We start from the raw sequence: 16,085 nt of genomic DNA on the forward strand, positions 1-16,085 counted from the left end.
CAACTCCCGAAGTTTTCTAATTCACAAAAGTTGCCAATTGCTTACTCATTACGGATATAAACACCGTCAATCCGCTGCTTCTCACGTTACATCAGGTTTAATCATAAGAAGGAACATTGTATATTTACAAACTGACCAACGTGCGAATGCCCTCTTCTGTTTGATCAACAGAACAATACTCAACTCAAGCATTTGCAGCTCATTGACCGGTCTATTGAATTGATGGAAAAAAAACGGGCAACGGCTCTACTAGCAACCGATAAAGCGAAATTCATCGCGCTTAGCGAGATCATTATTGAAAAGATAAAAACTGGTGAGTTAAAGCCAGGCGATCAGATTCCGTCTGAAAATGAGCTCATTAAAACCTTTAAAATAAGCAATACAACGGCCCGAAAAACGCTGCTTGCCATCGAATCCAAAGGCTGGGCCCGACGCATAAAGGGGAAAGGAACGTATGTGCTTAATCGAACGGAAGACCACCATTTATTACGCACACTCGGTTCCATCTATGCCACCCGGCGAGGTTTTCACGATAGTCTGATTGCCGAAGGGTTCACGCCAAAGAATATAGTACTGGAGAAAACAGTGCTACAGGATGGAATTTCATCGGAGATAAATGGGCGGCATTTTATCATTGATGGGCCTGTTCTAAAACTGCATCAACTTCGCTATGCCGATGAGCTGCTCATCAAGGACGAGGTCAAATACATTTCCCTGACACTTTGCCCAAAGATCAATAAAATACCAACGGAGGTCTCTTATTTTAAAGTCTACGAAAACAATTATCATCTGAAAATCAACGAGGTTCAACAAACATTGGGTGTGAAAATTCTGGAGCCCAACACCACTAATTTTGAACTGAGTAAGCCAACGCCAGTTTTTGTACTGGATAGTGCGGTTATCTGCACCGGCGATAAAGTTGTTGAAATCGAGCAATCGTATTACCACGGCGATAAATACAAATTTGCCGTTATCGCGAGCCCTGAATACGATTATCGCCCTGCCAATCCGGTCACTTCGTAAACCACTTCATCAATTCAGTAGCAATAATTTCGTGCCCTTCCAGGTTCGGGTGATTGACGTGCGACATGTAGTTGACCAGGTCGCCACGAGCGGCAATCCGCTTAAATTGCGCATAAGGATCGGCCAGGCCCGTGTGGTATTTTTCAGCTAGTTGCTTAATCTGCTGAACGTGCGGCTCCAGTGGGTTTGTCCGATCCAGAATGTCTAATCGCTTGTCGGGAGAAGGCGTTAACAGCACGACTTTTATGTTTCGGGCGAGCGCTGCCTGAATCATCTGACCCCAGGCTTCTTTTACCTTGCCGATCTCGGAGAATCGGTCATTCAGGGCGTAATCAATAAACAAAACATCGGGCTTATGAACCAGTACATCCTGTTCAAATCGGGTTTGTCCTTTTATGGAATTCTCGCCCCCAATGGCGGTAACAATCACATTGATAACGGCATACGGATATTGATCCTTCAATTTTTTAAGCACCAGATTCGGATAGGATTCCAGTGTATGAACTTCGTGATCGTGCCAGAAACCCGCCGGTACTGAATGCCCATGAAACACCAGATTGATTGTCCGATTTTTGGGCCAAACCGTGTTCAGTTCCTTTCTGATATCGGCTAAATACGTAGTTGAGTCGGCCCGTTGAGCCATCAGCCGAACTGATAAACCCAGCAGACAGATCAGTAGAAAAAGTTTTCTTAACATAGTCGTGATAGTTTTAAAGCCGTAGCGGCTGTATCATTTCCGTTCAGTCAACAGATATTTCTCAAACCAGTCGGCCAGTACACCTAAATCCGACTCCCAGGTCTCATCCCAACCATGAGCACCACCCTGATGAATAATCAACTGAGCCGGAACGCCTGTTTTTTTTAGCTGGGCAATAAACCGCTCTGACTGTTCCAGAGGAATGATGGGGTCAACGGTTCCATGCAAAATTAACGTCGGTGGATCATCGGTAGAAATCTGATGATAAGGCGACAGTTTCTGCATTATCGCCAATTTCTCGTCTCTCGACTTTCCTTCTACACCAAACTGCGGCCAGTACCGACGTACCGTATCGCATTCGACAAACAACCGTCCAGGGTTTCCAAAATTAACCAAATCGGCGGGTGGGAAGAAACAGGCAACGGCTTGCACCCGACTGGAAACGCCATCGACTGGATCGATGGTCGCCGAGGCATCCTTCTGAATGGAATCAGGCTGCGAAGGCAGCCCTACGCCGGTACCGATCGATAGAGAGATATGGCCGCCTGAACTCATGCCTGACATACCCAGCCGATTGGGGTTAACGCCGTATTCGGCAGCATGAAACCGAATAAAACGCACAGCCCGGTGCGCATCCTGAATGACTTCGCTCACCTGAAATTTCGGGGCAGATCCGTGAATGACCAGAAATACCGTTTGACCCCGATCCGTAAAATAATGGAAGTGCTTACGGCGCTTTTCAATCATGCTGATGTCGGAGTGCCAGCCTCCACTCAACACGAAGATGACACCAATTCCATTGGGTTTGGCGGGTTTCAGAATATCCATCGTAAGCGCAGTACCAAACTTATGGTCGTAAATAACGTCCTGAATTCGGGCAGGCTCTTTGGCGTTCAGCTGGCCAGATTGCCCTAATGAACCAATCGGTTTGATTAACCCAATCAACGCAAAGAGGCAGCACCACACATACTTTTTCATAGCCTTGTGTACTCAGTTTTTTACGATCTGAACCGTAACCGGCCCCAACAGACCTGACTTGATCAGGGGCAATTTATCCCAGGGAACCAGGTTCTTATTAGCTTTGGTGATGTTTGTTTTGGTGTATTTTTCACCAGTTATAGCATCGCCGGTTAACCGGTTCGACCAGGTGTTGGCAACATCGATACGCAACGAGTTGGCACCCGTTTTAATAGCGTCAGTAATATCGACGCGGTAAGGCGGTGTCCAGACGATGCCCAGGGACTTGTTATTCAACCACACCTCTCCTACTTTCGTCAGATCACCTAAATCGAGATAGACCCGCTGCCTGACCGTAGCTGCAACGGGCTTATAGTCAAATGTTTTCTGGTAAGTGGCTGTTCCTGAAAAGTAGCGGATGCCTTTTTGCTCCGATTCCGTCCAGGAAATTAATTTGGGAAACGTAGCCGATTCGGGTGCGCCCCAACCTTTGGGGAAGGTTAGATTCCAGGGGCCATCCAACACCAAGGCGGGTTTCGTTGCGTTCAGTATGTCAAAATCAGCATTGGTGACTTTAGGGCCAGAAGTTGCCGAAGTTTTGCTGAATACGACAAAATAAGCTCCATAAGGTGGAAGCGACACAGGCACATTGATTCGGTCATTTTCCTGCTTATAAACAGATATGGGCACAACCGATCCAGAAATTGGGTCCCAGATTTCGGGCGTTTTCGCCTGTTGCCGGAAATGGCATTCTTTAGATACCCATTGATTGGTGGTGTTGCGAATCAGGTAAAAATCCAGTTCATCGCGCCGATAGTGAATGTAATCCAGTGGCGTATAGCGTTGATCTGCTTTCTGGCCAGCATAGCTAAAATCAGGTGGAATATGGAGTGCCGCCAAGGCGGGCATTGCCGGTTTCTGTTCGACCAATGTGGCTCCCTGTTCGCTCAGTTTTTTGAGTTTCGCCCGCGCTTCCGATGGTATACGGCCCTCATTTCCAATGCTCAGAACCTTGTAACGCCCGACACCAGGCAACACCCAGCTGCCCTTTTCGACGGTCAGATCCCGCATTAAAACTTCGGTATTGACCACTTCATAATCATACCCTGCCCCAACCGTAAACCGTGTATTCTTGGGTGGAATCAAATTCGGCACATTATCGCCGTAATAATGAAGCACATCAGCCACAAAATCAGCCTGTTGAAGAATGAATGAGATACGGCCCAGGTAATCGTTAAACGGCTTGACCTTCGGCCACCAGGTGTTCCGATCATTGTAATGAGTGCCGGCAAAATAAGCAATTCCAGGATGACCCATCTCCTTTGGATTGTGTGGAAATCCGTGAATGACCAGCCGGTTCATGCCTTCGCAGAAGGCCCGGTCAGCTAAAGGTTTCAAGTCAGATGGTCCCTCCTGCCAGTCCCAGTAACTGGTGAACGATTCTTCTTCAACAATGCCTCGCTTGTAGATATGCGACGCAGCCGCAATTTCTTTCACCAGATAAAGCATATCGACCAGGCTATCCTTGTCGTTTTCCATAAAAAACGTTCGGTTGTACCAGTACTCTCCGCGCGGCACATCCAGCGCCCCCAGCGCCTTCAGCGTTTCGACCGGAATGTGGTGTAAATGGCCCGGCCCGCCCGATTCGGAAATGATTTGCAAACCGTAGCTGTTGCAAATTTCCTTCGCTTTCCGGTAATGGTTGTTGATCATCAACTCCGACAGGGTTTTGTCGAAATCGAACTGGAAGTTTTTGGCGACTTCCGGCTGGTAATGCTCAGGATTATAAATAGCGGGCAAAAACTTGTAAAGGTCGTAGCCGTGCAGTTTTTTGAACGCTGCCGGTAAGGTTGGCGTCCACGTAAATTCTTTGGCTTCATAACTGGCCAGGTATAGGTTTTTGAGCGCACTCTTCCGAAAATCGCCGATGAGTGGTTTCAATCGGTCGATGAAATACATGACGTGCATCCGCGTAGCCGTCGAATCAAAATGATCGATGATAGGGCCAACGGAATTGGGGGTTGGGCGGATCAATTGCTCCCCCGAATTGGAGCAGATATACCGATAAACTTCCCACTCACCCGCTGGCGCTTTCCAGGTCAGTTCTTCTTTTTTAGCATCGAAAAAGGCCGAGATATTGATAATTTTCGTTGTGTCGAGTTGTGCCTGCTGGCCAGCCGGAAGGGCAATTACGGCTACTTCTTCGTGATAGGCGGGTTTGCCATCCGGGCCATACGCAATTGGCCTTGGTTTGCCCTGCTTGTCGGGTGGGATGGCTGGAAACGGTAACCGAACGGTCGACTGGCTCGAACCACTGACCGTCGTTTTGGAGAAGTAAAGCGTTTTGGCTGCGTGCTGGGGCTTCACCCAGGTTCCGCCCGCATTCCAGCTACTGGCCAAGTTCAAGCCTACCTCCAGCCCCAGTTTACCCGCTTCCCGAATGGCCATGTGAATCGTTTTTACGGATGCGTCGCTCATAAAAGCCGGTCCTGCCGGGATAATCTGATTCGGATCGCTGGCGGGTGGCAATCCAATTTCAAAAATATCGACTCCACCCAATCCGGCCTTTTTGATGGATGTCAATTCTTCCTTCAATCGAACCGTATCGACATACCCATTCAACCACCACCAGTACACTTTGGGCCGGGCATGAATGGGTGGATTTTTGAATCCTTCCCGTAAACTTGTGTAGGTGACTATATCGACTTGAGGTCTTATGCTATGAAACGAAACCATAGCCACAAGTAGCCCAAATCCCAGCAGGGAGAAACTACGTTTCATAAGAAAGGAGGTTGGGTTTAAATGTAAAGCCGCAAGGCTTTTCGTGAAGAGCGCAACGATTATGCAGAGTACGTTAACTTTTGCGGCCTCTGCGGAATCCTCGCGCTCTTTGCGTATAAAAAGTTTATCACCAGAACGCTACCAGATCGCCCGTTACATTTTCCACGACATAATGCTTACCGTACTTTTTGTCACCGGGTTTGAACGTTGTTTGTCCTTTTTTCCACGGATAGCTCGTGTTTGTGTAAACATGCAGGCCCTCATCCGTAACGCCTTCATCCGGGTAGATACGGACGGTTGCATTTTTCAGACCCATCAGGCGAATACAGCGTTTCATATGCTTCACCCCCGATGTCATTTCCTGACACGACACGATTCCGTCAGCCTGATCAATAAACAGGCGACTTTCCCGATGCCAGGCTTTCGGCATGGAATAGACCGAATAGCCATTCGCCAACTCCGTTTCGTAGCCCGTCAGAATGGGCGCTCCCTGCGGTAGTTTGAATCGATGGGTAATGGTTGTATTGGGGCAGTAACCCGAAAAGAAAAAGCCATTACTGCCTCGGGAAATGGTCAAAACGGGGTTTTTAACCGATGGGTTTCGCTTTTCGATCCGGTAATCCAGACCAAATTGATTCAGCACGTAGCGCATCAAAAGCGGGCCTGTAAACAATTGCTCCGGGTCGTCAGGAGTCAGCAGCTTTCCGCCCGTAAACTTGCTCGAATTGGTGCCGCGTACATAAGCCACCTTGCCGCCTTTCCACTCCGGTTTTTCGCGTACCCAAACCACGTCGCGTTCGTTCGCAGCCTGCGTCATTTTTGCCAGTACCTTGGTACCAGCATCGCTCTTGTTCTTTACTTGCGTGGCAATGCCGCCACCCGAAAAAAGCGCATTGTGGACAATCTTGTCCGGGTATTTTTTCGTCAGCTCGTCGAGCGTTATGGTTGAATTTACCCGAAACTCACCGTCAATAGCAGTGGTGTTCTGGAGATTTAGCAAACTCAGGAAAGCAGGTCCGGCATGATAGGCAGGGCCATAAATGAGTAGTTTGCCGCCATTCTGCACAAAATCAATCAACGTTTTTTCGAGCGAAGAACCGGCTTCCGGCACAATGGAAACCAGAATCGACTCACTGAAATAAGCCGGTTTTGACGCTAACACTTTCTGGAGCGAACCGGTCGATGTAATTGTGTTTAACGGAAACCCATTGTTGATAGCCTGCCGGATAAGCCAGTCGCCGTAATAAATTTCCGGGAGTCGTTCGGGCTGTTTGTAGGCCCAGCTATGGTATTCATCGAACGGATATACCCAAACCAGTGGGCCCGGCGCAGTTGGCGAATCGTAGCGCGCTTTCAGAATATGGGGCGTCACTTCATCGGGCACCTGAGCGGGCATCTCACCATACGAATTATCGGCCGTCAGGAAATTCAGGTGCGTTGGCAGACGGATCTCGCCTTTTGCATTGATGCGCGCCACCGACATAGGCAGGTAAATATCGTGCGGCTCCTGACCGTAACGATCCAGCCACGGACTATTGACCCACCACGGATCATGTGTATAGTAGCGAAACAAATAACGCTCGTCGGGCAACTCGGCCATTCGCGACATGTAGCCTACCATTTCCAGGCCAAAATCACCATCCAGGGCCGCCCAGGGCGAATTAGGCGGAGGAAGCATGTTGTAATGACCGCCGTAAATCTGCTTTAAATCAACGCCGTCGCGGGCTAAATCGGCCCCTGTCGATAAGTTGGTACCTCGCGTCTGAATCTGAAATTTCGGGCATTCTTTACGAAACATATTCCAGAAACCCGCAATCAATTCTTTTGTATTCGCCAGTTTTTCGGGCGCAAACGCTTTCCCATTGAAGATGGCCCCCGTCGATGACCAGCCTTCGACACCGAACCCAAAGCCGTTACTGAGCCAGATGAAATCGTACCCCAGATCGGTCAGGAAATGCTGGCTCTGCCGACCCAGAAACGTACCAAAAGGCGTATTGGCCGGAATACCTTTTGGATATCCAGCATATGCATCCGCATCGGCGTTCAGGGTCGAATAACAACTGACCATGGTCTTGTGCCCCATGGCGTTGCCACCCAGAATTTCCGGATGTTTTTTGTACTTAAATTCTGATTTGGCAAACTCCGGCCCCGGATCAAACGTAGCGCCAATCCGAACGGGTTTGCCGGTAATTCGCTGACCCGTTTCTTTCAGTGTTTGAATAATGAACTTCAAATCACCGTACGTAAATGCGGGCGGGTTTTCCATGTACACATAAGCCCGTTCGTGAAGCGATAATTCTTTGGGTCCCGAACCAACTTCGTGCTCGGTGTTGGGGTTACCGATGTAACGCGCCCATTCGAGCGGCTGATCCAGCCTGCCTTTGTAATCCAGAATCTCCGACCCATCCGATGTCCAGAGCATCACCGAAACCGTATCGGTATGGCGCAACAAAGCCGACCATTGCGTAAAAAGCTCGGTAGCAACCTGCTGAATATAAGCCTTGTCGTTCTTCTTGAATGGTTTGAGCGACGCTTCCAGTGTAATGTTGTTGAATGGCTTTCCTCGTAGCGTCGAGTTGTCCAGATTTGGCGTATCGGTACTGGATATTTCCGAATACGTAAAACCAAAAATGGCTACGGTGAGCAGGCACAGTAAGAGTAAGGCTTGGGAACGCATGAGTAAAGGGTATGGGTTGAATTCTGTCATGCTGGTGAAGGTCGCAACGTAACGTTTAATATACTCTTGATTCTACGTTAAGATGCACTCGTCATCAGCATGACAAAAAAATAGACAAACGAATTTCCACCAATCTATTGTGCGATCAATAGCCCGGATTCTGCTTCAGTTTGGGATTCAGGTCTATTTCGGCTTGCGGAATAGGAAATAAAACCTCAAAATCCTGAACCGAAAAGTTAAGTTTCTGACTCGCATAATGGGCATTCAGGACCGTCTGCGCGCGCCCGGTCCGGACCAGATCGAACCACCGATGACCTTCATACAGGAACTCTATCCGCCGTTCGCGTTCAAGCGCCAGTCGTAAATCGGCCTGCGAAAGACCCGCCAGAACGGGTAGCTTGACACGCTGCCGAATCTGATTGATGTAGGGAAGCGCATCCGCTGGTTTGCCCTGTTCATTCAGCACTTCGGCATACATTAACAATATATCGGCATAGCGAAGAATCGTGAACGAAACGCTCCCATCACCCGGATCAACGGCCTTAAAATCCACAAACTTCAATCCATAACGACTGTATGATTTCTTGCCCCCAATCAATAAAACCGAATCGTTGACCGATATGGCCTTACGGGCGTCGCCGTTTTCATACGCTTTGATTAAGTCCAGCGTTGGCACGATACGGCCCGACCCCTGTGCATTTCCCGGAAAGATAGCCATACTCGTAATGGCGGGCGTAAACAGCGACGAATAGTTATTGCCCAGCGTCTGGCCCGACAGATAATCGACTTCCAAAAGCGTTTCCGGCAGATTGACATTACCGTTGGTCGACAGCGATTTATAATCGGCCACCAGCGAATACTGCTTTGAGTCGATCACCTCTTTCAGTTTGGTAGCTGCCAGATCGTAACTCAGTTGAGTCAGGTATACTTTACCCAGCAGGGCTTTGACCGTCATTTGCGAGGCTCTGGTTTTGTCGGCAGTAAGCGTGGCGGGCAAGAGTGTTTCGGCACTGGTCAAATCGGCCAGAATCAATTTGTAAACCTCTTCTTTGGGCTTCAGCGTTAAATCAGCGGCCGCTACCTGTGCCGGGCTGCTGAAGGTTTGCGTCGTGATGGGCACATTGCCAAACAAACGAACCAGATAAAAATAGCTGAACGCCCGCAGAAACTGTGCTTCGCCTTTAATCCGGTTCTTGGCGGTCTGATCGAAATTGACCGCATCGATCCGGTTCAACAGGTTGGTCGACTGCGAGATTGTGTACAGGCATGTATTCCAGACCGATCGAACAAACGCATTGGTTGCTGTAACCCCGTTCTGGTCCATTTGCATCTCATCGGCGGATGGCGACGACCACTGAATTTCAGCGTTATCGGTCGACAATTCGCCAATATACTGAATCGTACTGCCTCTATATAGCTCCCGTGAGGTACTATAAACCCCGACCAGGGCCGTCTCAAAATCATTCTGATTCTGATAGAAACTCTGATCACTAATCTGGTATGCTGGCTTCAGATTCAGAAAATCCTGGCAAGATGATAAAGTGGCCGTCAGAAACAATATGGCCAATATTCGCTTTTTCATGGCAGTAAAAGGAGAATTAATCAATGGAGTGATTAAAAAGTTACGCGCAGGCCAACGGTATAGGTCCGTGGGTTCGGATACGAGAAAAAGTCGACGCCACTCTTGGCCAGATTATCGCCCCCGGTGCTGCCTTCCGGATCATAACCCGGATATTTCGTGAAGGTGTAGAGGTTCGTCACATCGGCATAGACAGATAAGGCCTGGAGTTTCAATTTGCTAATGACCGTGGATGGGAATGTGTAGGAAAGATTAACATCCCGAATGCGGGTGAACGAACCGTCGAACAGGTATTTGGTCGTTCCGGCGCTAAAGCCGAAGGCATAGTCGTTCCGAATAGCCCGGCTGTACAAGCCTGCACCCGGATTTTCTGGTGACTTCCAGCGATCAGCCATCGACGCTAACTGATTCTGAACCCCGGCTCCATTCAAAGACACTTCCCCACCCTGGAAATAAATCTGATTGCCATAAGTACCATTCAGGCTAATGCTCAACGCGAAATTCTTGAAACTGAAGCGATTACCGAGACCCCAGGTAAATTTAGGCCAGGGGTTACCCACAATCGTTTTATCCGACGTATTGATTGTACCATTGCCATCCGCATCCTGGTATTTGTAATCGCCCGGCTGTACTCTTGGATTCTGGATAGGGCTTTTGCTGATTTCCTCCGGAGTCTGGAAAACGCCCAAAATGTTGAGGAGTCGGAAGCTGGAAATCGGATAGCCAACCTGTGCGACCTGATAATCGGAGGTGACGATTCGGGCCGCTTCGGAGTTGAGCGCCAGCACTTTATTGCGGTTCCAGCTGATGTTAAAATCGGTATTCCACTGAAATGGGCCTTTGCCGATGTTCTGCGAGTTAACCGTTAGCTCGATCCCCTTATTTTCGACCTCGCCAATGTTCTGAACTGACGTGCTAAAGCCGGAAGCGGATGGCAAGGTTACGTTCAGCAGCAGGTTCTTCTTATAAGCCTGATAGGCATCGACCGTAAACGACAATCGGTTCTGAAACAGCGACAAATCCATGCCGACGTTCGATTGTACGGATTGCTCCCAGGTCAGTTCGTCATTCGCTAAACTGTTCGGCACCACCCCCGATACGATCTGCCCGTTCGATACGGTGCGAGCAACGCCCAGCAATCCCTGAGTGGCATAATTTGGGATCAGGTTATTACCCGAAACCCCAAAACTGGCTCTGAGTTTCAGATCACTGATAAAACTGGCCGATTTCATAAAAGGCTCATCCGACAAACGGTAAGCCGCTGAAATCGACGGGAACGTGCCCCAGCGATTTTTTGCGCCGAACCGCGAGCTGCCATCCTGTCGAATGGTTGCGGTCAGTAAGTACTTTCCGGCATAGGTATAATTGACCCGAGCCAGCCACGACATGATAGCCCATTCGCTGATGTAATTCGTACCCGTCGAGACGGTACCGGCTGCCAGAAAAGGTACATAATCTGTAGAAAAACCAGTTGCCCCAGCCTGCAAAATTTCATCCGAATTTTTCTGGATGGTATAACCTACTAAGGCATCGATATCGTGTTTTCCGCCAAACTTATGCCGATAATTCAGGGTATTTTCGTTCAGCCAGTTCAGGCTTTTTACTTCAGTTGAACCCGCTGTAGCCGCCCCCGTCCGACTGGTAGCCAACCCTACCTTCGACGATTTCCATAAGCGTGTCACATTGTTGGAATAATTCACGCCAACCGATGTTTTCAGAATAAGTCCCGGTGCCAGTTCAAATTGCAGGTAATTATTGGTGAACACATTGGTATTGTTGCGTTTATCCGAAAACTCGGCGGCAATTACCACCGGATTTTCGACCGGAATACCCGTTGGGCTGGAAAACTCAGAATAAGGTGTTCCATCGGCATTATACACCGGAATAGTTGGATCGCTTGCCAGCGCTGCCGAAATCAGTCCCCGGAATTGCAGGTGACCTTCGGCACGGGCAAAATCGCCGTACGAGTGTGCGCCAGAAAACGAAGCGCCTATTTTCAGGCGTTGGCTAAGTTGGGCATCGATGTTGGTACGCAGGGTAAATTTGCTGAAGTCAGAGCCGATGATGATGCCTTTCTGGTTGAAATAGCCGCCCGACACGTAATAACTGACATCCTTACTGGTGCCACTGGCCGACAGCTGGTAATTCTGAACCATCCCTTTTCGGAAAATGACGTCCTGCCAGTCAGTACCATAGCCTTCGTCAGCAAACTGACCCGGATTCCGGAATTCGGGTTTGACCTGGGTAGCGGTGCTGCGCACATTATTCGGATCAGACGCTTTCCCGCCCGCAAACACCCAGGCGTTGTCGCGTCCTTCAGCGACGAATTCAGCATATTGGCGAGGTGTTAACAACTTCATCTTCCTGGCCAATTCCTGAACCCCGGTCGAATGTTCGAAGCTGATGGTAGGTTTGCCTAACTTGCCCCGTTTGGTGGTAATGATAATGACGCCGTTGGAACCTCGTGAGCCATATATGGCCGTTGCCGACGCATCCTTCAGCACCTGAATCGACTCAATATCAGCAGGATTAATGATGCTAAGTGGGTTGATGCGGTTCGTTGAGCTACTATTGGCAATACCACTGGCCGTATAGGAGTTCGAACTGAAAGTACTCAAATCGGAACCTCCTCCGCCCGTGCCAATGGCATATCCATCCACCACATACAGGGGCGAGTTACCGCCCGTAATGGAGCTGATACCCCGAACAATCACGTTGACATTTCCCCCCGGCGCGCCCGAGGTTTGCGTGATTTGCACACCGGCCACTTTTCCCTGCATCATCTGATCGACGCTTGTGGCTGAGGGTACCGGCACCAGGTCTTTACTGGTGAGGTTGACGATAGAGCCGGTAAGATCTTTTTTGCGCTGTGTTCCATAACCAACCACAACCACATCCTGCAATTGCTGCTGGTCAGTTTTTAGGGCGACATTTATGCTCGAACGCGGTTGGCCGTTGCCATTCGTAACGGCAATTTCCTGTGGAGCATAGCCAATAAAGCTGACAACCAGCGTTGCATTGCCCGATACATTGAGTTTAAAGCTACCATTCGTATCGGTCGTCGTACCGTTTGTGGTTCCTTTTTCCGTGATGGTCGCTCCGACCAACGCTTCACCGTCTTCGTCAGCCGTGATTTTACCACTTACCAACCCTTTGGTTGATTGAGCAGACACAACCTGTACGACGGCTAAAACACTCAACATGCTCCCAATCACCAGGAGCCGTAGCCGATGGAATAAAAAATGGTTCATAAGTTAGAGATTAAGGGTTTAAGGAGGTAGGGCAATCTTATCCGTCAATGATGACTGATTCGATTTTCAGGTAATCGGCAATCTTTTGAATCGTTTCGGCATGGTGGCCGACGCCCAGGGCAAAATGGTGCGTTGGGCCTTCTTTGATCCATCGTTTGAGGAACGTGCGGACATCCGGTTTGAAAAAACCCCGCGTGTTGGTATTACCGGTTGGTGGTATTGGTCCTGCGATGGATTCGCCTTCAGCAATGATGAATTTCATTTTGCCCTCATAGGTCGAGTTGATGCTCAGCATCGTAATCGGTCCTTCTTTGATCTTAAATTCGACACCGGCGCCGAAACCCGGCTTACCGTGGTATTTTTTCAGGCTCCGCAACACTGGCTGACCTTCGGCAATGGCGATATTGTGGGGACCATCATGCCCAACCAGCACAAAATCTTCCTTGAAATCGACGGGATGGAACTCGGCGAAGCTACCTCCAATGTCCAGCCGCTCCATGATGAGCATCGCAATACAGGTTTTCAAATCCGATTCACCACACATGGGAAACCCAGCACCCTGGAGTAGTGAATTGCCGACAATCAGATTCGACATAACGACCCGCGTATCGCTACCTTCTGGGCCATCGTAGTAATAGGCTAATCCATCGAGCTTTTTGGCTTTAATGAATTTTTCCAGTGCAACAGCCGCCTGGGCAGCTATGTGCAGATCGGAATCCCTTAGTTTTTCGGAAATTGGGTCGGAGACCGGATCGGGCGTATCAAAAAAAGCCAGAATACGCTCTTTAACGGCATCTATTTCCGCGTCGGTTGCCTGATGATACTGCGTAACAATCTCATGAGCCTCGCACTGAACAATGTGGGCGCCAAAATGAGCCGTCAGCATCGTCGAATCCGAGTGCATATCGAGCATGGCTTCGATCGGATGACCGATATGCCCGATTTTGGCCGTTTTCAAATCATGTAGAACAGCCGCGATTCGGCAATATTCTTCGAGTTCACTATCGACGGCGGGGTCGTCATACAACGTTCCGATAATCATCTGCGGCACTTTTTTGCCCATCCGAACGGCTACCCCAGCAAACTCCGGCAAAGCACAGATATCATCGTTATACAATTGCAGATACGTTGATGCATGACTGTAATCCATCGCTTTATCGGGCTGAAGGGCGACCAGAACAATCGGTGTTTCGATGCTTTTGATGATTACGCCAAACGTGCTCGACGTAGCATAGGTAAGCATATCACAGAAAATCAGATCCAGATTTGCCGCATTGAGTTTTGGAACAAGCTCGTAGGCTTTCGTTACATCGTCGACCAGCCCAAAATCTATGATTTCTACCGAGTTCAGCGATTCTACTTTCTCAATAAAAACGGTCTGTTTTTTCAACAGATCGTCTAATAATCCGTCAAACTGACCCCAATATTTGAAATAGCCTACACCAAACACGCCAATTCGGGGACGTGTCTTTTTTCGTTTTACAATACCCGCTTCATGAACCGGCGCAACACTATTTAGTATGTGATTCTCCATAACACTCAGTTTGTGTCTTTATTAGATTCAGTTAGTGCACTAAGTTAAAAAATGAGCAAGTCTCCCCTCTCGTATACCAATTGTTGAAAAAAAGGTGATTATTAAACAGACGCGGGGATATCCTGTAGTAATCCCTCCTGTTTATCGCCTAAATAGAGGCTTTTAATGCTGGGGATCAGCACAATCAATAAAATGAAAGCCAATGGATAAAGTAATCCTGATGCGATCCAAAGTGGACGATAGGAGTATTCCTGAATGATGGCTCCCATGAGCGGATTAAGCAGTAAACCCGAAACAGCGCCCGCCGTGCCCGACAAACCAACAACGGTTGAGGTAGCTTTCTGCCCGAACATATCCGAGATGGACGTGATGTAATTCGTAATCCAGAAACCGTGGGCAAACATAAACACCGACATCAGGGCAACCGCCACTTCAACCGATGACACCCATTCAATAGCCGGTGCTGCGAGGGTAAGCAAGGCGGCAATACCCATGACCGTTTTGCGGGCTTTATTCACCGAAAAATTTCGGGCGATGAGCTGCCCCGAAAACCAGCCACCCAGTACATTGGCAACGCCCAATGCCAGAAAGGGTATCCAGAACAATTTACCAATCTCTTCAAATGACACATTCCGTACCGAACTAAGGTATTTCGGAATCCAGAACATCATAAAATAAAAGACGGGGTCGAGCAGGAAACGAATGATAATGAAAACCCAGGTTGGGCGCTTTTTGAGCAAAGTCAGAAACGGCACTTTATCGGCTTGTGTTGGCCCGCTTTCCGTGCCAGAAGCCATATTTTCTTTCTTCCAGGGTATTAACAACCAGGCAATTACCCAGGCTATTCCTATCAGGCCAGGAATAAGAAACCCACCCCGCCAGCCGTAATGCTCCGATAACCAGATGGTTAGTGGTGGAGCAACTACTGCTCCGATGGCCGATCCGCCAATAGCGATGCCATTGGCCAACGCGCGCTCTTTTTTATCGAACCACCGATAAACTGTCCAGGCTGCTCCCGGAAAACAACCTCCTTCGCCCACACCCAGAAAAAACCGAAAGGCTACCAGTTGAGAAAAACTGTTTATGACAGCATGCAGACTATTGGCAATGGACCAAATCCCTACCGAAAGCGCTAATCCCGTTTTGCCACCCACCCTGTCAATAAGCCAACCGCCCAGCGTAAACATGATCGCATAGCTAATCAGGAAGCTGGTATTGATCATGCCATATTGAACATCCGTAATCTGAAACTCCTCCTGAATCTTGATAATAGCAATCGACAGTACCTGTCGATCCAGAAAACTCAGCCCGGTTGCAATAAAAAGGAGGCAAACAATCAGCCAGCGGATGTTTTTTTGCATAATACTTAACGCACTAAGTTAACGCTCACAAAGATATAAGTTCAGAAATGTGAAAATCAATAGTTATAGTATTTTTTTTCAATCAAATAGAAATAATTCCTTGACCATTGTCGGTATACTGCCAGGTTAAGCAAACCAGCAACTGATACTGTCCTCAGCAAAAGTGATTCGGTAACGATTAATAATGATGTGACAGTGAAAGGAGTGTCAACAACTCTAAAATGA

Annotated in this window: 9 protein-coding genes; 1 reads left to right on the forward strand and 8 read right to left on the reverse strand. The window is 48.7% G+C overall.

Going from position 1 to position 16,085, the window contains the following annotated elements:
• Positions 1-192 precede the first annotated feature (192 nt).
• The gene (locus GJR95_RS06235; RefSeq protein WP_232541102.1) at positions 193-1,023 is read left to right on the forward strand and encodes a GntR family transcriptional regulator; all 831 of its coding nucleotides are present in this window, start codon (positions 193-195) and stop codon (positions 1,021-1,023) included.
• On the opposite strand, the gene GJR95_RS06240 is transcribed toward GJR95_RS06235, so the two are convergent.
• The 8 genes from GJR95_RS06240 to GJR95_RS06275 all read right to left on the reverse strand — a co-directional run bounded on the left by GJR95_RS06240 (position 1,013) and on the right by GJR95_RS06275 (position 15,860).
• On the reverse strand, positions 1,013-1,720 hold the full coding sequence (locus GJR95_RS06240) for an SGNH/GDSL hydrolase family protein (protein WP_162385048.1): 708 nt from the start codon (positions 1,718-1,720) through the stop codon (positions 1,013-1,015). The two genes, GJR95_RS06235 and GJR95_RS06240, sit on opposite strands and share 11 nt — an antisense overlap.
• 33 nt (positions 1,721-1,753) lie before the next feature.
• Entirely contained in the window at positions 1,754-2,698 is a 945-nt protein-coding gene (locus GJR95_RS06245; RefSeq protein ID WP_162385049.1) for an alpha/beta hydrolase, read from the reverse strand.
• Between the two features lie 12 nt (positions 2,699-2,710).
• Positions 2,711-5,458: a glycosyl hydrolase gene (locus tag GJR95_RS06250; protein ID WP_162385050.1), complete on the reverse strand. Its 2,748-nt coding sequence runs from the start codon at positions 5,456-5,458 to the stop codon at positions 2,711-2,713.
• 127 nt (positions 5,459-5,585) lie between these two features.
• Complete coding sequence (locus tag GJR95_RS06255) at positions 5,586-8,135, reverse strand: hypothetical protein (RefSeq protein WP_162385051.1); 2,550 nt, start codon at positions 8,133-8,135, stop codon at positions 5,586-5,588.
• A 145-nt stretch (positions 8,136-8,280) separates the two neighbouring features.
• Positions 8,281-9,717, reverse strand: coding sequence for a RagB/SusD family nutrient uptake outer membrane protein (locus GJR95_RS06260; RefSeq protein ID WP_162385052.1), 1,437 nt, complete (start codon positions 9,715-9,717; stop codon positions 8,281-8,283).
• Positions 9,718-9,749: 32 nt separating this feature from the next.
• Positions 9,750-12,965, reverse strand: coding sequence for a SusC/RagA family TonB-linked outer membrane protein (locus GJR95_RS06265; RefSeq protein WP_162385053.1), 3,216 nt, complete (start codon positions 12,963-12,965; stop codon positions 9,750-9,752).
• Between the two features lie 37 nt (positions 12,966-13,002).
• Positions 13,003-14,499, reverse strand: a complete 1,497-nt coding sequence (locus GJR95_RS06270; RefSeq protein ID WP_162385054.1) for an L-fucose/L-arabinose isomerase family protein — start codon at positions 14,497-14,499, stop codon at positions 13,003-13,005.
• 101 nt (positions 14,500-14,600) lie between these two features.
• Positions 14,601-15,860 carry an MFS transporter gene (locus GJR95_RS06275; protein WP_162385055.1) on the reverse strand — a complete coding sequence of 420 codons (1,260 nt, stop codon included), beginning with the start codon at positions 15,858-15,860 and terminating at the stop codon, positions 14,601-14,603.
• Between the last annotated feature and the right edge of the window lie 225 nt (positions 15,861-16,085).

The sequence above is a fragment of the Spirosoma endbachense genome, assembly GCF_010233585.1.
GTDB classification, from domain to species: Bacteria; Bacteroidota; Bacteroidia; order Cytophagales; family Spirosomataceae; genus Spirosoma; species Spirosoma endbachense.

Excerpts from the sequence above, each read along its gene's own strand:
- GJR95_RS06240 (WP_162385048.1), bottom strand. The coding sequence starts at position 1,720 with ATGTTAAGAAAACTTTTTCTACTGATCTGTCTGCTGGGTTTATCAGTT.
- GJR95_RS06255 (WP_162385051.1), bottom strand. The coding sequence starts at position 8,135 with ATGCGTTCCCAAGCCTTACTCTTACTGTGCCTGCTCACCGTAGCCATT.
- GJR95_RS06260 (WP_162385052.1), bottom strand. The coding sequence starts at position 9,717 with ATGAAAAAGCGAATATTGGCCATATTGTTTCTGACGGCCACTTTATCA.
- GJR95_RS06250 (WP_162385050.1), bottom strand. The coding sequence starts at position 5,458 with ATGAAACGTAGTTTCTCCCTGCTGGGATTTGGGCTACTTGTGGCTATG.
- GJR95_RS06275 (WP_162385055.1), bottom strand. The coding sequence starts at position 15,860 with ATGCAAAAAAACATCCGCTGGCTGATTGTTTGCCTCCTTTTTATTGCA.
- GJR95_RS06265 (WP_162385053.1), bottom strand. The coding sequence starts at position 12,965 with ATGAACCATTTTTTATTCCATCGGCTACGGCTCCTGGTGATTGGGAGC.
- GJR95_RS06270 (WP_162385054.1), bottom strand. The coding sequence starts at position 14,499 with ATGGAGAATCACATACTAAATAGTGTTGCGCCGGTTCATGAAGCGGGT.
- GJR95_RS06245 (WP_162385049.1), bottom strand. The coding sequence starts at position 2,698 with ATGAAAAAGTATGTGTGGTGCTGCCTCTTTGCGTTGATTGGGTTAATC.